This is a genomic window from Alistipes sp. (assembly GCF_020026455.1).
GTDB lineage: Bacteria > Bacteroidota > Bacteroidia > Bacteroidales > Rikenellaceae > Alistipes.
Window position 1 is genome coordinate 210,381 of sequence record NZ_JAHHQJ010000002.1, and the last position, 20,907, is coordinate 231,287.

15 protein-coding genes, 1 pseudogene and 1 riboswitch are annotated in these 20,907 nt (G+C 46.6%); of the genes and pseudogenes, 15 read left to right on the forward strand and 1 reads right to left on the reverse strand.

Going from position 1 to position 20,907, the window contains the following annotated elements; translation table 11 throughout:
- Positions 1-108 precede the first annotated feature (108 nt).
- From QZ460_RS02105 to QZ460_RS02160, 12 genes and pseudogenes are all read left to right on the forward strand, one after another.
- Positions 109-681, forward strand: a complete 573-nt coding sequence (locus QZ460_RS02105) for a DUF2284 domain-containing protein (protein WP_290539931.1) — start codon at positions 109-111, stop codon at positions 679-681.
- Positions 682-813: 132 nt separating this feature from the next.
- Positions 814-1,182 carry a LytTR family DNA-binding domain-containing protein gene (locus tag QZ460_RS02110; protein WP_290539932.1) on the forward strand — a complete coding sequence of 123 codons (369 nt, stop codon included), beginning with the start codon at positions 814-816 and terminating at the stop codon, positions 1,180-1,182.
- Positions 1,179-2,078: a hypothetical protein gene (locus tag QZ460_RS02115; RefSeq protein ID WP_290539933.1), complete on the forward strand. Its 900-nt coding sequence runs from the start codon at positions 1,179-1,181 to the stop codon at positions 2,076-2,078. Before QZ460_RS02110 ends, QZ460_RS02115 begins: the two co-directional genes overlap by 4 nt.
- 260 nt (positions 2,079-2,338) lie before the next feature.
- Positions 2,339-2,542, forward strand: a riboswitch (cobalamin riboswitch).
- Positions 2,543-2,929: 387 nt separating this feature from the next.
- Positions 2,930-4,825 carry a DUF5074 domain-containing protein gene (locus tag QZ460_RS02120; RefSeq protein WP_290539934.1) on the forward strand — a complete coding sequence of 632 codons (1,896 nt, stop codon included), beginning with the start codon at positions 2,930-2,932 and terminating at the stop codon, positions 4,823-4,825.
- A 587-nt stretch (positions 4,826-5,412) separates the two neighbouring features.
- Positions 5,413-6,159 (forward strand): adenine nucleotide alpha hydrolase, encoded by a 747-nt coding sequence (locus QZ460_RS02125; RefSeq protein ID WP_290539958.1) that lies wholly within the window; start codon positions 5,413-5,415, stop codon positions 6,157-6,159.
- A gap of 336 nt (positions 6,160-6,495) precedes the next feature.
- A complete protein-coding gene (locus tag QZ460_RS02130; protein ID WP_290539935.1) occupies positions 6,496-7,833 on the forward strand; it encodes a site-specific integrase in 1,338 nt (445 codons plus the stop codon).
- A gap of 6 nt (positions 7,834-7,839) precedes the next feature.
- Positions 7,840-8,766 (forward strand): DUF6043 family protein, encoded by a 927-nt coding sequence (locus tag QZ460_RS02135; protein ID WP_290539936.1) that lies wholly within the window; start codon positions 7,840-7,842, stop codon positions 8,764-8,766.
- A gap of 170 nt (positions 8,767-8,936) precedes the next feature.
- A complete protein-coding gene (locus QZ460_RS02140) occupies positions 8,937-9,245 on the forward strand; it encodes a helix-turn-helix domain-containing protein (RefSeq protein WP_290539937.1) in 309 nt (102 codons plus the stop codon).
- Positions 9,246-9,249: 4 nt separating this feature from the next.
- On the forward strand, positions 9,250-10,440 hold the full coding sequence (locus tag QZ460_RS02145) for a DUF5906 domain-containing protein (protein WP_290539939.1): 1,191 nt from the start codon (positions 9,250-9,252) through the stop codon (positions 10,438-10,440).
- 235 nt (positions 10,441-10,675) lie between these two features.
- Positions 10,676-10,843, forward strand: a pseudogene (locus QZ460_RS02150) (DNA primase); the annotation flags it as partial.
- Between the two features lie 560 nt (positions 10,844-11,403).
- The gene (locus QZ460_RS02155; RefSeq protein ID WP_290539940.1) at positions 11,404-13,212 is read left to right on the forward strand and encodes a reverse transcriptase/maturase family protein; all 1,809 of its coding nucleotides are present in this window, start codon (positions 11,404-11,406) and stop codon (positions 13,210-13,212) included.
- Positions 13,202-14,122, forward strand: coding sequence for a toprim domain-containing protein (locus QZ460_RS02160; RefSeq protein ID WP_290539941.1), 921 nt, complete (start codon positions 13,202-13,204; stop codon positions 14,120-14,122). The genes QZ460_RS02155 and QZ460_RS02160 overlap by 11 nt, the downstream gene beginning before the upstream one ends.
- 382 nt (positions 14,123-14,504) lie before the next feature.
- Here the strand turns inward: QZ460_RS02160 and QZ460_RS02165 are convergent, their stop codons facing one another.
- Positions 14,505-15,617, reverse strand: coding sequence for a Fic family protein (locus tag QZ460_RS02165; RefSeq protein ID WP_290539942.1), 1,113 nt, complete (start codon positions 15,615-15,617; stop codon positions 14,505-14,507).
- Between the two features lie 252 nt (positions 15,618-15,869).
- Between QZ460_RS02165 and QZ460_RS02170 the strand changes: the two genes are divergently transcribed.
- From QZ460_RS02170 to QZ460_RS02180, 3 genes are all read left to right on the forward strand, one after another.
- A complete protein-coding gene (locus tag QZ460_RS02170) occupies positions 15,870-17,357 on the forward strand; it encodes a transposase (protein ID WP_290539943.1) in 1,488 nt (495 codons plus the stop codon).
- 74 nt (positions 17,358-17,431) lie between these two features.
- A complete protein-coding gene (locus QZ460_RS02175) occupies positions 17,432-17,635 on the forward strand; it encodes a helix-turn-helix transcriptional regulator (protein ID WP_290539944.1) in 204 nt (67 codons plus the stop codon).
- A 1-nt stretch (position 17,636) separates the two neighbouring features.
- On the forward strand, positions 17,637-20,906 hold the full coding sequence (locus QZ460_RS02180; protein ID WP_290539945.1) for a helicase-related protein: 3,270 nt from the start codon (positions 17,637-17,639) through the stop codon (positions 20,904-20,906).
- The last annotated feature ends 1 nt before the right edge of the window (position 20,907 follow it).

Consider the following 20,907-nt stretch of genomic DNA (forward strand, 5'->3'; position numbering starts at 1 on the left):
TCAGAGATTAGTTCAGCGTTGTCTGCCATGCAACGACTTACGGCCGGCTCCCACGGCAAATACTACGGAAACCGTCAGAAATGACGGTTTTTTTCATAACTTTGCCTTATGGATCATTCGTTTCGATACTCCGCCCGGGATTTCACGGCGGAATTGAGCGTTGCGGCGTATGTCGCCCGCTTCCGCGACGCCGAACGGGTGGGCGGCTATTGTCGGGAGTGCGGCAACTACGGCCGCAGCTGGGGATGTCCGCCGTTCGGATTCGATATGGAGGAGTACATCACGCGTTACGGCACGGCGCTGCTCATCGCCACGCGAATCACCCCCGAAGAGCCGGGGCTCCCGATCTCAGAAGCGGGGCGTCTGATTCTTCCCGAGCGGCAGCGGCTCGAAGGGCGGCTGCTGGAGATGGAACGACAATACGGCGGACGCTCGTTCGCCTACATCGGAACGTGCATCCACTGTCCCGAAGGGAGATGCACGCGTCCCGAAGGCAGGCCCTGCCGCCATCCGGAGCTGGTGCGTCCGTCGCTCGAGGCCTGTGGGTTCGACGTGGCACGCACCGTCTCCGAGCTGTTCGGAATCGAGCTGAAGTGGGGTAGCGGGGGCCACATGCCCGAGTACCTGACCCTCGTATGCGGATTTTTCCACGACACGGAATCGGTCGTCTGGAACGGATAGAGCGGGAAGGGCCGCGCGGCACCCGACGGGCAAGAGAATTTGGTACATTCCGAAGGCTGTTACATACATTGCGGGATGACGGACTTCCTTTTCTGAAATAATAGGCGTATTTTTGTCCTGCAAAGCAAGAAGGTGAAGAAACAATTGATCATATCGACTTCGATCGATCTGGTGCGGATAGCACCGGATCACGTCGTCTACTTCGCCTCGGACGGAAACTATTCGACCATCGTGCAGACGGACGGCGAGGTGCGCATGGTATCGTACCAATTGGGGCAAATCGAAAAGTTGATCGGCACTCAGCTCGGCAGCGAAGGCGCCGTCTTTATCCGCATCGGGAAAAGTCTGATCATCAATCGGTCATACATCTACTACATCAATATCCCGAAGCAAAAGCTGATCCTCTCGGACGTAAACACATTCAACCACACGGTGACGGCATCCAAGGAGGCGCTGAAGCAGCTGAAGGAACTTTTGGAGAAGGAGGCCAAGCAAGCATGAAAGAATTCAAGGATATCAAGGACGATCAGATTCGCATCATCGGCGGGGACGACCGGGGAAAAACGCCTTCACGGCGTTTCCGGATAATCATGCTGCTCATGCTGTCGGGATGTGTGCTGCTGATCGGCGGGGCTGTTTTCATCACGGCGTTGCGCCACGAAAAAGCATCGGAAGCAGAACCGGAACCGGCCTACTTCGAACCCGAAGCGACACCCGAACCGATCCGGAGCGAATGGCTCGGGGCCCGGGTCGATTCCCTGGCAAGGGGGTTCACCGAGATTCGGGACACGCTCATCAACGACATTCCTCTGCGGATTTACATTCCGCACAATGCCGGGATGTCGCTGCATGTCGGACGAATGGATCGGCAGGATTCGTCGGTGATCTATGCGGCCCAGGCCGCCGACATCCGGGCCGACAACGGTGGCATCGTCGGTGCTTTTGTCCTGAAGGGGACTCCCCGGTCGTGGGGTGTGTCCAAAAAAGGATTTTGCGCCTCCATCGGGGGAGTCGTGACCGTGGGGGTTGCCGAAAACTCCCCCTTATTCGAAGAGGCCACGGAAAGGGAGGGGTATTTCTTCCGCCAATACCCGCTGGTTGACAATGGAACGTTGGTCGAAAATGCACCCCGGGGAAAATCCATCCGCAGGGGAATCTGCCACCGCCAAGGGGAAATCTTCATGATCGAAACCCGAACTCCGGAATCATTCCACGACTTTGCGCAGGCGTTGGTCGATCTGGGCGTAGAACAGGCTGTCTATCTGGTCGGTTCGTCCGCCTACGGCTGGGCCGTCGATCAGGAGGGCAGGCGCCATGAATTCGGCGACAAAAACTACTATACGGCCCGCCGGCGCATTCCCGAAAATATAAGCTACATCGTCTGGAAAAGAAAATAGACCCAGCGACCGCACTCTGTCAGAAAAGCCGAAACTTCCGGATCATTTTGTGGATAGGGAAGCCTTATTCCGAACAGTGCCGGGAGAGAGGGGGAGGGACGAACGGCCGGAGCGCGGAAGGGCGGCTCTTGCCGAACAGGTACGCCAGGAGGTCCCGGCGGCCGGGCAGCTCAAGCACCGAAGTTAAAGAAGATCCTGAAAAAATTTCCTCTTTGCCCGGTTATTTTTTTGTTACGGGGATAACAACATTGAAAAAATAATTATCTTTGCGAAGTCAAGGTTCTTGTCCGGAGTCGCCGGACAGGATGAAAAGGGAATCCGGTGGGAATCCGGAACAGTACTCGCTGCTGTAAGTCCCCCTCCTTCGGGAGAATGTTTATCCAAATCTTTGCCACTGGTTCATACCGGGAAGGCGGCGATAAACGGGACGAGTCAGAAGACCTGCCTTAACCAATGATTTGCACCTGCGGGTCTCGGGTCGGAATCAAAAGCCTGGCTAACGTTATCGTAACGCTTCCCCCCCGATTTGATTTTTCCCAACTCCCCGTCTGTACATCATTGCCGATTTGCACCCCGCGGGTTTCGGGTTGGAGTCAAAAGGTTCGGTTGTCGCATATTGCAACGCACTTCCCCCGTTTTGATTGTTCCGCGCACCCCGTCGTGCAGTAGTCAACTTGACGCTAATGATGACTGGGATACGACATAATGGATCTGCTTGCGGTGAGAGGAAAATCAGCCTTGCACCGGCCTGGATCATTACTCCTACAGTTCAAGTGCTTGCCAAAGGATTGCTGCCGTTGGCAAGCATTTCTCGTTTTGTTCCGAATAGTACCCAATAAAAAATTACAGACATGAAAAAACTATTTACCTTCCTTGCAATTGCCCTCCTGGGTGTTGTGACATGGAGTTGTTCGTATGACGACGACGATTTATGGAACACCGTAAACGACCTGAGCGGTCGTGTGGAAACCATGGAAGAGGCCGTCAAAAAGGCAAACACCGACATCGAAGCCCTCCGAAAACTGGTCGAGGCCGTGCAGGACAACGTGAGGATCACCTCCGTCGACAAAACGGAGACCGGATGCACCATCAACTTCTCCGACGGAACGACAGCCACGATCTCCAACGGTAAAAATGGAACCGACGCTCCGGCTCTGTCCGTCAAGAAAGACGAGGACGGGGTCTACTACTGGGCGCTCGACGGTGTGATCATCGAGGTCGACGGGCATAAGATCAAAGCCGACGGTGCCGACGGTATCACCCCGCAACTGCGCATCAACCCCGACTCGAAAGAGTGGGAGATGTCGACCGACGGTGGACAAAACTGGACCTCAATGGGTGTCAAAGCCGAAGGCACCAACGGCGATTCGATCTTCTCCGACGTGAAGGACGGCGACTCCGAGGTAGTCTTCACACTGGCCGACGGCGAGACGACCATCGTCATCCCGAAAGCCTCGACGACCGGTTTCGCGTTCGTCTATCCCAAAGAGCTGCCGTTAGGCTCGAAAGGAGAGGAGAACTACTTCCTGTTCGCTTTCGACCAGGAGCGCACGCTGACCTTCACGGGGGATGTCACGGCCGTCGACCTGATGAACACGCCGCAGGGATGGACCGCCGATATCGACCTGAAAACCAAGAGCATAAAAGTTAAGGCCCCGGCTTTCACCCAATCCTACTATACGGAGGGAATTCTCTCGCTTGTCGCCATTGATGCCAAGGGCCAGACGGTGCTGGCTTCGGCACGCATTTGCGCCGTGGACTTCTCCGACCCCAAAGCGGCATTCGTCCTCAACGAGGGCAACATGACGACGGAGAACGGCTCGATCATCCACATCACCGCCGACGGACACGTCATCGACCACGCCTACTGGCGGATGAATTCCTCGGAGCTGGGCAATGTAACTCAGGACCTGTTCATCACCGACGACAAGATGTACATCATCTCCCAGAACGGCGGCAATGACGGCATGTTGGTCGAGGCCGACGCCAAAACGCTCAAAAACACCGCCAAATTCAGCAAGGACGAGCTCCCCGGACTCTCCTGGCCCTCGCATGTGGCCGTCATCGGACGCACGGCCTACATCCGCGACAATGCCGGCATCTGGACGTTCGATCTCGACTCGAAAGCCCTCACCGCTGTGAAAAATACGAAAGGCGCCCTGAAAAACCGAATGGCCGTCGTCGGCAACAAGGTCTTCGCCCCGGCCAACAAGTCGGTTCTCGTGCTGGAAAACGGAGCCGTCGTGCAGACGATTAACATGGAGGGAGCCGTGACCGGAGTCATCAAGTCCGACACCGAGGGCTATCTGTGGGTTTCGTGTTCGACCAACCCCGCTCAGATCATCAAGCTCTCCGCCTCCGACTACACGATGGACAAGCACTCGCTGAATGCAGGCGGCGTCTCGTCCGGCTGGGGAGCCACGCCCGGCATCTCAGCAAAGGGCAACGAGATCTACTTCTGCAACAACACCTCAACGATCTACCGTCACGATTTCGCCACAAATACCACGGAGACGCTCGGCGATGTAAAGTCGAACATCCCGAACTGGGGGATGATTTACAGCATGCCGGCCGTACATCCCACAACCGGCGAATACTATTTCAACACGATCCTGGGATACGGCTGGAGCTTCCTCACCAATGATATTTCGGTGTACAACCTGAGCAACGGAGCCCCAACCATGGTCGCCGATTATCAGAACTACACCCACTTCCCGGCCGGCGTTTTCTTCCCGGCTTCGTTCTGACCCATCAGCGGATCTGTCCGCCCGAAACGGATGTGCCGCCCTTCAGCGGCACATCCGCCCCAGGGCGAACAAAACATCACGAAGGGAACGAAATCCCGTCCCTCCACTTTGTCCCGATCCCTGCGGACCGACGGCGGAAAAGTTCGGGTCCTGCACGGGAGCCTTCACCGCAGCGGGACGATGCGGGGTTTGCATCCGACACCCTTTGCATCTCCGCATCCCAACGCCCCCCCCAAAAAAACAAATCTGCAGCAGCGACTGCGGTTTGTTTTGAAAGAGCGCTTCACGCTGCGATATGAGATGCACCCATCTCCGCCAAAACCAAAAAAACGGATTATCTTTGTCCCATGAATTCATCGCTCCGATATACCGCCGCGGATCCCACGGCGACACTGCCTGCCGACGACTGCACCGCCCGCTTCCGCGATGCCGAACGCATCGGAGGACATTGCCGTTTCCATCCCGACTACGGCCGCGGTTGGGGCTGCTCGCCATTCGGATTCCGCGCAGAGGAGGAGTATCTCGCATGGTACGATTCCATGCTGCTTGGCTCCACAAAGATCACCCCCCAGACCTGCAACCTCCCGATTACGGATGCAACGGCATCGACCCGCTCAGAAGGTGACAGAAAACGGATAAGAGCGGTTTTCAACTGGAGCGGGGGAAAAGATTCCGCCCATGCCCTGCTGCGGGCGCAGCAATCGGACAAATACGAAATCGTGGCTCTGCTGACCACCGTAAATCGCGCGACACGACGTTCGACGATGCACGGCATTCCCCTTCCGCTGTTGCAGGCGCAAGCCGACAGCATCGGGATCCCCCTTCATGTTGTAGACCTGACCCCGAAAGGGAACATGGAAGATTACGGGGCGGCCATGTCCCGGGCTGTCGTGCATTTCAAGGCACAAGGTGTTACCCATTTTATTTTCGGAGACATTCACCTGCACGACGTGCGCAAATATCGTGAAGATCAGCTTGCTCCTCATGGTATCGATGTCGTTGAACCGCTTTGGGGGAAGACCTCCGGGGAAGTAATTGCCGATTTCCTCAAGTCGGGACTGCGCACTGTTGTTGTAACTACCATGGCCGACGGCCTTGGAGCCGGAGCCATCGGTCGGGAGATCAATCGGGAGTTTATTGACTCTCTGCCGAACGATGTCGATCCCAACGGCGAAAACGGCGAATACCATACCTTCTGTTACGACGGTCCGATCTTCCGAAATCCTATTCCGTTCCGGCTGGGAGAACCCTTTTCGCAAAGTTACGACATCCCTCTCGACAACGGAACCGTGAAGACATACTCCTACTGGTTTGCCGATCTGAAAGAGCGATGATGAGCCATAAAACCTCCTTTGGTTTCCTGCCTCCGGCCAATATGCGGATACGATACAGATACGGCGCATAGAACAAAAACCCCAACCAACAGCATGATCGTTGATTGGGGTTTCTTTCTGCGTACCCGGAGCCGCATTTGAAATAATTAAAGTAGGGGAAATATGGGTAAAAAGGAAAATGTAGAAAAACACAGTAATACAACTATATATCAACTATTTACAATCATATTGAATTTTAATCCGAATTAATCCGATTGCAAATTATTTAGCAGATGTGGGGAAAATGTGGGGAAATATCTATATTTGCATCCAGATAGATATTTAACCTGTAAGCCTATGAAAGTAACTTTCATCATTAAAAAAGCGGCCAAACGGTATGATACTGAATCAACCGCAACTATTTATATCCGTCTGAGAAATGGAAGACAGCTTGATTCTGTTGCTCCTACCCAGCTTTCAATCAATCCCAACCTGTGGGATGACAAAGGAGAGTGCGTAAAGACCAAGGCCGTATGCGATAATGGTTTGCGTTCCGAGATAAACGAAGAAATAAGGAATCTGAAAACTTTCATGGAGAAATCCTTCCAAGCTGAGAAGGACGACATCGACAAAGAATGGCTAAAACTCTCGTTGGACAAATACTACAATCCCGAAAAGTACCGTCTCCCCGAAGAGATAGTCATAAAACCGAATATAGGGGAACTTTTCAATAATTTTTTGGACAAGCACCCGTTATCCGAAGTCCGCAAAAAGAATTTCCGTGTGATACAGCGGGCGTTGGCAAGATATGAACTTTATGTGCGCACCACAAAAAAAAGACAGAAGGATTTTGTCCTTGATGTTGATACGGTGACCTCCGATACTTTACAGGACATGTGGGATTTCTTTCAGAACGAATACCAATATTGTCGGCTTTACCCGAGTATCTATGCAACTATCCCCGAAAAGCGCACGCCACAACCGAGAAGCAAAAACACGCTGATCGACTGCTTTTCGAGAATACGCACGTTCTTTCTGTGGTGCTTCGACAACAAGCTGACCGCCAACAGACCGTTTGACAAGTTTCCGATAGAGGAGTGCAAATACGGAACCCCTATTTATATCAACCTTGAAGAAAGGGACAGAATTTTCAATGCAAATCTTTCAGCCACTCCACAGCTAGCAATACAGAGGGACATCTTCATCTTTCAGACCCTTATCGGCTGCCGTGTGAGCGACCTCTACCGCATGACCCAGCTCAACGTGGTCGATGGAGCCATCGAATACATACCCAAGAAGACCAAGGAGGGAAATCCCGTAACGGTGCGTGTTCCGCTGAACAACAAGGCCAAAGAGATCCTTGAACGCTACAAGGGCCATAAGGGCAGGCTCCTGCCGTTCATCTCCGAACAAAAATACAATGATGCGATAAAAAAAATATTTAAACTTTCGGGGGTAGACCGTATTGTCACTATCTTAGATCCGCTAACACGCGACGAGGTAAAAAAACCGCTCTACGAAGTGGCAAGCAGCCATTTGGCAAGGCGGACATTCATCGGTAATATCTACAAGAAAGTGAAAGACCCCAATCTGGTCTCTGCATTGTCGGGGCACAAGGAGGGCAGCAAGGCTTTCCGACGGTACAGAGATATTGATGAAGAGATGAAAAAGGACCTCGTCAAACTATTGGACTAACCATATATGGGACAGCAGGAATACGATAACTTCAAACGACTCATCAAGGAGTGGCTCGACAGCCACCCCGATGAGTATGCCGCCTTTGTGAGGGAGATTAATGACAAGAATTTCAAGGGATTCTTCAAAATCTTCAACACAGCCACACGGCTCGTACCGAAATACAGACAAGTCATCGGCAAAAGAATCTGCGACGAGAGACATCATGATTTCGAAGAGCTGGAGACCCTGATTCTGCAATCAGACCTCGCTGCGAAGATTATCGGCGAATTTCAGACCTCGTCTCCCAAAAGTATCATTCCGGCCATGATTGCATGGTTATACTACGGCCGAAGTTATGAGTGTATGGTAGAACAGGGCGAACAGTTGATTCGAAGAGAGGATATTTCAGGATTATACAGATGGCTCGTCTCGCACATGATCCGATACATCATAAAAAAGAGCATCAGCAGCGGCATGAGAACCCAAGAGGAGTGGGCGGATTTTAGACGGCAGCAGAGGGCCATCGAAGAAAACCGTCTTGTGGAATGGTCGATAGAAGAGCTGTCGACTTCGGAAAATATTTCAACCAAAGGCACTAACAAAACGGTAGGCCGCAAGGCGGATGTGCGCACGCTGCCCGAACTTCTGATCGGCAACGCACATATCATTGAAAAGATTGGTGAGCGGTTGAAGACTCAAGGTTCGGAAACGGACATCGCCCGTCTGTACATCGCTTTGGTGGAGTGCCATTTCATGTACACTTGCCCTATCAAAACCTTCAGAAACGCCTTGCAACGGCAATATGAGGGAATAAACATCGTACACGAAAGAGGCATACAGAAAGCATACCGAAACCTAACCTCCCCTTGGGGGAACAGCAGAAAACTGATGAAAGACATAGGAGAAGACCTCGCCGCCATAGAAGAACTGAAGGCCTATCTGTTCGATTGAAATACGTTTGATTCGTTTTTGTATTCGGCGAATTTAACGTATTAAATATTGTTGATTTTCAATTAATTAATATTATATATTTGCACCACTGCTCCTGTCGGGGCAGTGGCTTTTCGTTTATCATGCTGCCGAAACGAGAAGTCTCATATCCGGCAGTTACCGTATAAATTATGACAGACTTGATGACAATCCTCCGCAACGGAAACATCAAACTAGAGGTGACGGGAGAAGACCTGCTTGCGTTTTCCAACCAACTGATCAGCCGTGCCCAGCATGAACTCTCCACCCTCATGACGGAAGCGAAAAAGGAAAAGTACCTCACCAAGGAGGAAGTGAGGAAGATGTGCGATGTGTGCGACACCACCCTTTGGCACTGGGCAAAGAAAAATTATCTGAAACCCGTGAAAATCGGCAACAAGGTCAGATACCGACAGTCGGACATACAGAAAATCCTGGGAGAACGCACCCCTTCGATTTGAGCCTATGAAAGAAGAAAAATACATGCGTGTGGGAACGACACTGTACAAAGTCGTCAAGCAACCCTGCGCTAACGGTGGACATGAGAAAAGACGCATGATATGGAACAACAGTACGCTTAGGCAGGACTACGGAAAGAATTATCTTGCCTCTGTACCGAAGTATGACGGTTTTTGTACCGTTCCCAACCATCTGAACTACCAAAAAGAGATCGACGGGTTCCTGAATCTCTATGAACCGATTGCCCATCAACCACAGGAAGGAGATTTTTCGCACATCACCTCCTTGATGCGGCACATCTTCGACGAACAGTATGAAATCGGCATGGACTATCTGCAACTGCTCTATCTGCAACCGATACAGAAATTACCGATTCTGCTGCTGGTATCGGAAGAAAGGAACACGGGCAAGAGTACATTCCTAAATTTTCTGAAAGCCGTATTTGGGGATAATGTGACATTCAATACCAACGAGGATTTCCGCAGTCAGTTCAATTCCGATTGGGCCGGCAAGCTGCTCATTGTAGTGGACGAGGTGTTACTCAACCGCCGTGAAGACAGCGAGCGGTTGAAGAATCTGAGCACCACTTTCAACTACAAGGTGGAAGCCAAAGGGAAAGACCGTACGGAAATAGCCTTCTTCGCCAAGTTCGTATTGTGTTCCAATAACGAACATCTGCCTGTAATCATTGATGCCGGGGAGACTCGATACTGGGTAAGGAAGATCAACCCGTTGCAGAACGACGACACGAATTTCCTGCAAAAGTTAAAAGCGGAGATCCCTGCCTTCCTCTTTTTTCTGACACAAAGGACGCTTTCAACGGAAAAGCAAAGCCGCATGTGGTTCAACCCGAAACAGACCCATACTGCCGCTCTGCAGAAAATTATCCGGAGTAACCGTAACCGTGTGGAAGTCGAGATGACGGAGTTGTTCCTCGACATTATGGCCGAAATGAATGTGGAAAGCGTCTCTTTCTGTCTGAACGATCTGATAAACCTGCTCTTCGTCTCACAGGTGAAGGCGGAAAAGTATCAAGTGCGGAAAGTGGTGCAGGAGTCGTGGAAGCTGTCTCCGGCCCCCAACTCACTTTCCTACACCACTTATGAGGCGGTAGTCGGTAGTGAACGCTCCTATGCTTCGACAAGAAAAATCGGACGGTTCTACACGATTACTAAAGAACAACTTGCCACCTTATGATTCATCTTGATGAAATGATGAATAACGGCATTAAAAACATATCTTACAAATACATACGCTCTTATCAAATACTCATCGTCAATATCGAACCGATGAAAAGAGAAATGGGTGTTCCTCTTTTGGTGAGTATTCCGATGAGCTGCTGATGAAGCGTTCGATACTTGTTGTTCAGTGTATTGATTTACACATTCATCAAATCATCATTATTTTATTCACCATCAAATCCATTATCGATATGACCTTACAGGAAATCAAACAAATCCGCCTTGCGGACTACCTGCTCAGTCTGGGGTACCGTCCCGTAAAGCAGCAGGGCCCCAACCTCTGGTATAAATCCCCGTTCCGCAACGAGCGGGAAGCCTCGTTCAAGGTGAACACCGAGCGTAACCTGTGGTATGACTTCGATGCGCCCATATAGGCTACACAATAAATATCTCTTTGGCAAGAGATTAGGTTAGAGTTCAAATAGACCTATCCTCAACGACTTAGCTGGAGGGGAAACCCAAAGGTGACAGAAGCATGTCAGTAAAGCCATTAGTCAGCCAATTACTACGCTGCGACTGTATGGCAAGAGGAAAAGACAGACACAAGGATGAAGCCTGATTGGTTGAACGATAGTTCTGCGGCACCTGTACCGGCCCCGACGTAAGGTAATTGAAATGTCGGGCAGAAGCACCCTATGTAAACCGAAATTACAACAGGGCAAGAACTGGCTTCTGAGCAACCGCAATAAGCGGATATAGAACGTAAGTCGCATCCGACAGTCAGTCGCGCCAAATAGTTATTGTGAAAGCAAATGGGGATTCCCTAAATCAGAATGCTGAAAAGCTATGAGCATAGGCTCTGAATATCTGACATGGGAACGGAGCTTCCGTAGTAGTCCGAGCAAGGGAAAGCCTTGTACATGGCGAAGGGAAGCAGTTAGATAACTTAATACAAACAACGGAAAATGTGTGAGACATTATGAGAAGTCCAGAGCAAGTATTAAAAGCTTTAAACAAGCATGGCAAAGTTTCGGATTACAAGTTCGAAAGATTGTATCGCATTTTGTTCAACGAGGAAATGTTCTATATGGCTTACCAACGCATCTATGCAAAGCCGGGAAATATGACACCCGGCTCTGACGGTAAGACAATAGACCAAATGAGCCCTCAAAGAATAAGCTGCATCATCGCATCCCTAAAGGATGAATCTTTCAAGCCGAATCCGGCAAGGAGAAAGTATATACCCAAGAAAAACGGCAAGAAAAGACCGCTTGGCATACCCTCCTTTGAGGATAAGCTTGTGCAGGAGGTAGTACGGACAATTCTCGAAGCTATTTATGAAGAAGTGTTTGAAGATTCTTCACATGGATTCAGACCTAACAGGAGCTGCCATACCGCCTTAACCCGCATACAAAAAACATTCAAAAGTACAAAGTGGTTCATAGAGGGAGACATCAAAGGATTCTTCGACAACATCGACCACAATGTATTGATAGGAATTCTGAGGAAAAGAATCTCTGACGAAAGATTTCTCAGACTCATCCGTAAGTTCTTGAATGCTGGTTACATTGAAAATTGGGAATACCATAACACCTTTTCGGGAACACCGCAAGGAGGTATAATAAGTCCTATATTGGCAAATATCTATCTTGACTGTTTCGATAAGTACATGGAAGAATATACCCGTAATTTCAACAAGGGAAAAGAAAGACATCTAACAAAGGAGTATTCAAGACTCAGCGAACAGATATACAAACTGAAAGCTGAGATTGAAAGTGCGAAAGATGCCGAAAGTGCGAAACAACTTAAAGACAAATATGAGAAACTTAGACGTGAACGGCTAAAGGTTACATGTAGGGATTATATGGACGATACCTATAAAAGACTGAAATACACGAGATACGCCGATGATTTTTTAATCGGTGTTATTGGTAGCAAGGCGGACTGTATCAAAATCAAGTCTGACATAACTCAATATATGCAAGAATGTCTGCATTTGGAAATGTCGCAAGAAAAGACTTTGATAACAAACGCTCAAAAGCCTGCAAAATTTCTCGGATATGAAGTCTTAGTCCGTAAAACTGACGTAACCAAACGTAACAAGTTCAATGTACCAGTCCGAAGTTTCAATGGTACAGTTGTCCTCAAGGTAGCCACAGAAACTGTAAAAAACAGATTGGAACACTATGAAGCCATTAAATATAAGATGGAAAACGGGGTTCAAACGTGGTTTCCTAAATTGAGGGGCAAACTGATGAAAAAGAAAATAGAAGACATAGTAGCACGGTACAACTCTGAAATCAGAGGATTCTACAACTATTACAGTATAGCCAATAACGTCTCGTATGCAGCTTCTAAATTTGGCTACATTATGGAATACAGTATGTATCATACCATTGCAGCAAAAACAAACAGTTCAATCAGTAAGGTCATTGACAAATACAAAAAAGGAAATGACATCATTGTTCCGTATCACGATGCAAAAGGTAAACTACGTTACAGAGTATTCTACAATGAAGGTTTCAAACGCAAACTGCCATCGTCTTTCGCAGATGTGGACAATATCCCATATATAATCACAGTACCACAACCAACGCTGGTTGAAAGGTTAAAATCCGAGGAATGTGAGTTGTGTGGGAAAGTCGGTCCTGTTGTAATGCATCATGTAAGAAATCTGAATCATCTGAAAGGAGATACGGAATGGGAAAAACTGATGCTCGCAAAACATCGAAAGACTTTGGTCGTATGCACAAGTTGTAATGCAAAAATACAGAGCCATGCAGGATAAAGTCATGTTATCAATGGAGAGCCGTATGCGTGGAGACATGCAAGTACGGTTTGGGGGCAGGTATGAGGAAACCTACTGCCGAAAGGCGGCAAGGCGTCTTGTACCGAGCCTACGCATGGGCAAGGGTGGAAACATCATCGCCCTTGCGGAGCATCTCTACGCCTCCGACCATTTGCCCTACTTGCTGAACCGCATCGAACAACAGACCCCTTGGCTTCGCCCCGTATCTTTCTCTTTTGGTTGGCAATCCTCTTCCGAGCCGTGTTTCCAACAACTGAACATCACACCGCTCTCTTCATCTGCCCTGCTGGATTACCTGCAGGAAAGGGGCATAAATACGGCATTGGCGAAAAGAGAATGCAGGGAAGCGCGCTTCACTCATAACGGCAAACGGTATTTTGCCATTGCCTTCCCGAACCTGTCGGGCGGATATGAAATCCGCAACCGCTATTTCAAGGGGTGCATCGCCCCCAAGGCAATATCCCATATCCGCCAGTCGGGAGAACAGAGGAGTGCATGTTACGTTTTCGAGGGGTTCATCGACTACCTTTCGTTTCTGACCCTGCGTTTCGAGAGATGCCCTGACATGCCCGAACTCGATGCACAGGACTACATGGTTCTGAACTCCACGGCCAATGTCCCCAAAGCCCTCTATTCGCTGGGCGGTTATGAGCGCATCCATTGTTTCCTGGACAATGACCGTGCGGGAATGGAAGCCCTGCAGCAAATCCGAAGGGAATACGCCGGCACCCGACAGATACGAGATGCCTCACACATCTATGGCGGTTGCAAGGACCTTAACGAATACCTTTGCCTCCAGCGGCAGCCGTCACAACGGCAGACCCCAAAGTCCGACAGACAGCGGGTGCAGACGCAATGTCTTCCACGGAAGAAAAGTCGGGGACTTTAGTCCTTCCCTCATCGCCGAATATATCCCCGGTTCTGTCGACAACAGACTTGTCGTTTTGTCGTTATGCCGACTTGCCGACATGTTTGTTTGCAGATTTGTCGTCAAGACGTTTTGTTGTCATGCGTTTTTGTCGTTCTTTCTGCAATTTTGTTTACAGTCATTTTCAAGGGAAATCGGACAGAAGGCAACGGCTTCTCCCGTTTTACCGCTATCTGTTGGCAAGGTGTGTTTTTGTCAGACAAACTCCGTTTTGTCCGACAAAAAACCTTGCTCCGTGCGGAGGGCGGGACAGCTCCAAAGTCGCTGTTTGCTTTCGATTCGGACTAATAGCATCAAATTATATCCGTGACAGAACAAATGTTCTATCACGGATTCTTATCAATTATTCCTCGTTCTCATTCAGAATATAATTGGTGCTGCGACCTCCGTCCGGTGCAACGGCTAAGATTCCTTTATCTATCAAATCCGTAATGTCTCTGAGTGCCGTGGCCTGTGAGGATTTGGTTATCTTGGCCCATTTGGAAGAGGTGAGTTTTCCTTCAAATCCCTCCCACATCATATTGACGACCTTTACCTGTCGGTCATTCATCGACACCTGCCTGTTACGTTGCCAGAAAGAACTCTTACGGACAATATGCTCCACCGTAGTTTGAGAACGAAGAATGGCGGACTTCATTGTCTGCAAGAACCACTCCAGCCAGAGGGTCAGATCTGTGGTTCCCGTTGTTGTCTTTTCCAATACTTCATAATAGAATTTCTTTTCGTGCAATATCTCCGCCGACATACTGTAGAACCGCAACTTGTATCCGTCGGCCTTGGCCAACAGCATATCTGTAATTGTTCTGCACAACCTTCCGTTTCCATCATCAAAAGGATGTATTGCCACAAACCACAAATGGGCTATCGCCGCCTTCAATACAGGGTCAATGGTCTGACATCCGTTTACCCAGGCCATAAAGTCCTCCATCATCTGCGGCACCACCTCTGACGGCGGGGCTTCATAGTGAACCTTCTCTTTTCCCATGGCCCCGGAGACAATCTGCATAGGTTCGGCACCTGTTCTGTATTCACCCACCTTTATCGCATACATTCCACTTCTTCCGGTTGGAAACATCGCTGCGTGCCAGTTGCACAACCTTTCGGTAGTCAATGGACTTTGACTGTTATTTATCGCGTCAATCATCACCTGCACCACACCTTCCGTATAATGGTCCGGAACGGGCATACCCACAGTGTCGAGTCCCAAATGTCTCGCTATCGAAGAGCGGACCTTCTCCGAATTGAGTATCACACCCTCAATTTCGCTGGAACGCAGAATATCTTCGGTCATGACGTCCAATGACGCATGACTTTGCATGTCGAATCCCAATCCGCTCATCATGCCATATATCCGTCCTTCCAAATTCTGCACTTCGGAAAGCAATGTGATAAGATGGGAATCATCCCATGTGAATTTCGGCCATGCAGGCTGCTGCCATATGTATATCGGTCTCATTCGCTATTTGTTTTGCGCAAAAATAACCTTTATGACGAGAATATACAAATTATTCTCGTCATTTTGTGATTGGAATATTGGCTTTATTCTCATCATCGTTTGTTTGGTAGAGGATTCTATATTTAGCAATATAAGTTCCTTGGAAGGAAGATTGAGAAAAGTTTGTAGAAGTGAATATTATGTCACTCAAGTTTCTGATTTAGATTTTTTGTAAAATAAAAAGGGCTTTAAGTACCCCATATGTTATGGAAAATGAGTAAATTAGATGTCGTCAAACATAACTACTCAATACTTAAAGCCATGAGCAAAAATACTAATATTCCATCAGAAATCTGTAATTTATTCAATAAAAATCGTCTTCCGCTCGTTGTTTCTACCTTTAACAAGCTTGTGGAATCTCTACATCTGGGTAATGCTGACCTCGGAGGTCGTAAACGTGAAAATTGCCAGCTCACCAATCTGCAGGTGTTCCAGCTTCTTGTTCTCATGCCATTTTTTTCAGTGGTCAATGCCTTCAATTATTCAGGCTCAGTCTTAAGTAGAATGTTCGGAGGTAAAAAGGACATGCTATATTCCTTCATGTCTCAAGACAATATAGACTGGCGCAATATCATCTACCGCATAACAGTAAAACTGATTTCAAATGTAACCTGTCGGCAGGACTATAGGAAGAGTACATTGCCTTCAGTCCTGATAGCTGATGACACAGACCTTCCCAAGTCAGGTCTGCATATAGAGTCTATCGGAAAGATCTTTTCCCATGTGCACCAGAGCTGCATTTTGGGTTATAAGATGCTTGCACTCTGCTGGAGTGATGGCCGCAGTCAGTTTATTCTTGACGCCTCGCTTCATGGAGAAACAGGAAAAGTCGAGGGAAAGGAGCAAGGACTGACCGCAAAGCAAAGAGAGGCAAGATACCAACGTAAGCGGGATGAGGATTCCTGTTCAGCCAAGCGGAAAAATGAATATTTCATGGGCAAGGGCGAGAAACTTATTGAGATGGTCAAAAGATGCATACGTGCCAGGATACCTTTCGATTACTTACTGGTAGACAGCTGGTTTACATGCAAGGGACTCATAAAATTTGTCTGTCACTCACACAGGAGATTTCACCTGCCGGGCATGGCTAAATTAGGAAACACCAAATATAAGACTAAGACATATGGAGAGATTTCAGCCAAGGCGCTGATTGCTAAAATTGTGAAATCGAAGAGTATCAGATATAGTCGTCGCTATCATTGTCACCATGCTTCTTTCGATGCCACTCTGGATGGATACTCTGTACGGTTGTTCTTTTGCAGACGAAGCAAGAAGGAGGGTTGGAAAGTCCTGTTGACCACAGACATGCAGCTGGACTTTCTAAGAGCCTACGAGATCTATGCTATGCGATGGTCCATTGAAGTTTTTTTCTCAGACTCCAAAAGGGTATTAGGTTTGGCTTCATGTTCTGCACGTGATTTTTCCTCACAAATCTCTCATGTTTCCTTGGTGATGATACGGTACAATCTTTTAGCAATGATAAAAAGGTCACTTGATTACGAAACCATAGGAGGTCTGTTCAGAGATGTCTATGCCGGAGTGAAAGAAATTACAGTAATTGAGAAAATCTGGAATATAATACTAGAAGTTGTAGTTGTAATCGCTGAAGTTCTAGAAGCTGATTCTGAACATATCCTACGACAAGTTTTAGAAAAAGAAGAGAGACTTGTGGCTTTGAGGAATTATGCAAAAACAGCATAAATCTAAATCAGAAACTTGAGTTATGTCATATAATTTCAGTATATTTGTATTATACGCCAATAAAAGGAAGAAAGATGAAAGATATAAATAGGATTAAAGTTGTTTTGGTTGAACAGAAAAAAACAGGAAAATGGCTTGCTAAAGAGTTAGGGAAAGATCCTTCCACTATATCCAAATGGTGTTCAAACAAGATGCAACCTTCGTTGGAAATGTTAATGCAAATTGCAGAAAAACTTGATGTTGATGTCCGAGATTTGATAGTAAACACAAAGTTGTAATATGGGAACAAATTTTTTTACTAACGAAAAAGAAAATACTTTACTTGAAAAAATAGAAGGTGTTTTCAAGTATAAAAAAGTGCATTTTTTTGATGCGTTAGTTGGGTATTTTAGAGCTTCAGGATATTTTAGAATCAGAAAGTTTATACAGCAAACACCTCATATTAGGATTTTGGTGGGAATCAATGTTGATAGGTTGACTTATCAAGCCAATCAGCAAGGATTACTATTTAATCCCAATGGCGACCAGTCTCAAGAAGAATTCTTTAATGATATAAAGAAAAACATTCAAGAAGCCAAGTATGATAAAGAGGTTGAAGACGGAATGTATCAATTTATAGAAGACATTGTTTCTGGTAGAATTGAGATGCGTATTCATCCTAAACAAAATATCCATGCCAAAATCTATATCTTTCGTGAAGAAGTATATCATCCTCATGGCTATGGTTCTGTCATCACTGGTTCCAGTAATCTGACAGAAGCAGGTTTGGAGAAAAACTTTGAATTTAATGTAGAACTTAGATACGATGATGACATTCAATTTGCAACAGATACTTTTGAAAATTTGTGGGCTGAATCAGTTGCTATTGATATTAGTCATATAGAGAAGATAAAAAAGGAATCTTATCTGAATACCGAATTTACACCATATGAAGTCTATTTGAAATTTCTTTTGGAGTATTTCGGAAAGAGTATTGATTTTGACCCGAATTCTGTGTCAGATTTGCCTAAAGGATATAAAAAATTATCCTACCAAATTGATGCTGTAAATGATGGTTATTCAAAAATGATGAAGCATAATGGATTTTTTCTTTCCGATGTTGTCGGATTGGGAAAAACCATTGTTTCGGCTCTTATTGCCAAGAAATTCTTTTTTGGTAATGGATTTCCCATGCATCGCTCTCACACTTTAATCATTGTTCCTCCGGCATTAAAAGAAGGTTGGGAACGAACAATGACAGAGTTTAAGTTAGATAATTATAAGATTATCACTAACGGAAGTCTGCATAAATTGAAAACGCCTGCACTTTATGATTTGGTTATTGTTGATGAGGCTCATAAATTTAGAAGTGACACAGCATCAATGTATAATGAATTGCAGAAATTATGCAAGACAAAAACACTGTATGCTGATGGGAGTCTTCATGATAAGAAGGTTATACTTGTGTCGGCCACTCCGTTAAATAACAGGCCTGAAGATATTGCCAATTTGGTTTATTTGTTTCAAGACTCCAAAGACAGTACACTGGAGGAAGGAAACTTACAACGTTTTTTTCGAGAACAGATTGACCAGTATAAGAAAGTAAAAAAACAAAAGGACATAGAACTTATTTCGAAGGAGATAAAAGCCATATATGAAAAAATTCGAACAAAGGTGGTTGAACCTTTGACGGTGCGTCGTACTCGTACTGATTTGATGGAAAACGAAGCTTACAAGAAGGATTTGGAGGCGCAGAATGTCCACTTTCCGGAGGTGAAATCTCCTCATAAGATTTATTATCAGTTGGATGCCGAATTAGATAAACTTTATGACAAGACAATAAAATATTTGGGAGGAGAAGATGGCGATGGACTTAAATATTACCGTTATCAAGCCATTAAATATTTGATTCCCTCGAAGAAGACTAAGTATAAGAAAGCGGATATGATATCTATTCAGTTGGCAGGAATCATGAAAACATTACTTGTCAAGCGAATAGATAGTAGTTTTTATGCCTTTAAGCAATCATTGCAAAGATACTATCAGGCAAACAAAGTGATGCTTGATATGTTTGAAAAGGGTGTAGTGTATATAGCTCCTAATTTGAAAGTCAATGAATTGTTGAGCGACGGTCGTGAGGACGAACTCATACGGTTGATAGAGGAAACGCAATATACAGATCCGACTATTGAAATCTGTGCACCAGAAGATTTCGAGAACGGTTTTAAGGAAGGTTTGGAGGCCGACGGACAGATATTGCAGGAGCTGGTCGAGTCGTGGGATAAAATAACCAATGATCCTAAATTGGATATATTTGTCAATGAGTATCTCAAGGATAAACTTTTTGATCAGTCAATCAATCAAGAAGGTAAACTTGTTGTTTTTTCGGAAAGCAAAGAAACTACCAACTATCTGTCGGAGGCATTGAAGAAAAGAGGTTTTGGTCGTATTCTTACAATACAAAGTGATAACCGTAATGATAAAATGCCGGAGCTTGAAGCCAACTTCGATGCCAACTATAAGGGGGTTAAAAAGAATGATTATGACATAGTTATCTCTACTGAGGTTTTGGCTGAAGGTGTGAATCTGCATCGTGCCAATGTTATCGTCAATTATGACACCCCTTGGAACTCGACAAGGCTGATGCAGCGTATCGGGCGTGTAAACCGTATCGGAAGTACAGCGAAAGAAGTGCATATATTCAACTTCTTTCCTACAGCCAAGGTGAACAACGACATAGAGTTGGAGAAAAAAGCCAAGATGAAGCTTTTTGCCTTCCATGCAGCTTTAGGTGAGGACAGTCAGATTTACTCTACGGATGAAAATCCGGAAAGCTTTGGTTTGTTTGACAAGAATGTGGACGAAGACAGAGATGAGAAGTTGCGCTATTTGATGTGGTTGAGACAACTGAAAGAGGAAAATCCCGACTTGATAAAGCGAATCAACAAGATGCCTTTGCGAGCTCGTGTGGGACGAAAAAGCAAACTCATTCCTATGAGTACCATTACATTCATACGAAATAAGAGGCGAGATGCCTTTGTATTTATTCGCAAAGATGGAAGTACTGAAGAACTTACCTTCATGGAAGCGGTAAAGGAATTTGAAGCGAGGGTTGATGAGCAAGCTATATCTTTGCATGACAAGCATCATGAACAGGTTGCCAAAGCATTGGATCTTTTCTCTGAAAAAGAGGAAGAAGCCAAGGCTATGATTAAAAAAGCAAATCCTGCGCAAGGTCCCAATGAAAAAAAGGCTTTGGCTTATCTTGACGGATTTGTCAATATTTCCAATATAACCGATGAGGAGTCGGCTATGATAGAGAAGGCCAAACGAGCCATTACAACGGGGCGTTTCCAGCAACTGCAAAGGGATATCAATAAATTGCAGACCTCGACTAAGAAGACACCTGTCAAGACCGTTGTTTTATTAGAGAAACTTATGAAAATCATAGGTTCGTATCCGCTTGAGCATATCGGATTGAGCGATTCGAATGTTCAGACGGTTCTCCATGATAAAAATATCAAGGAGCATATGCCGGAAATCATTATTTCCGAAAGTTTTAACCTTTAAT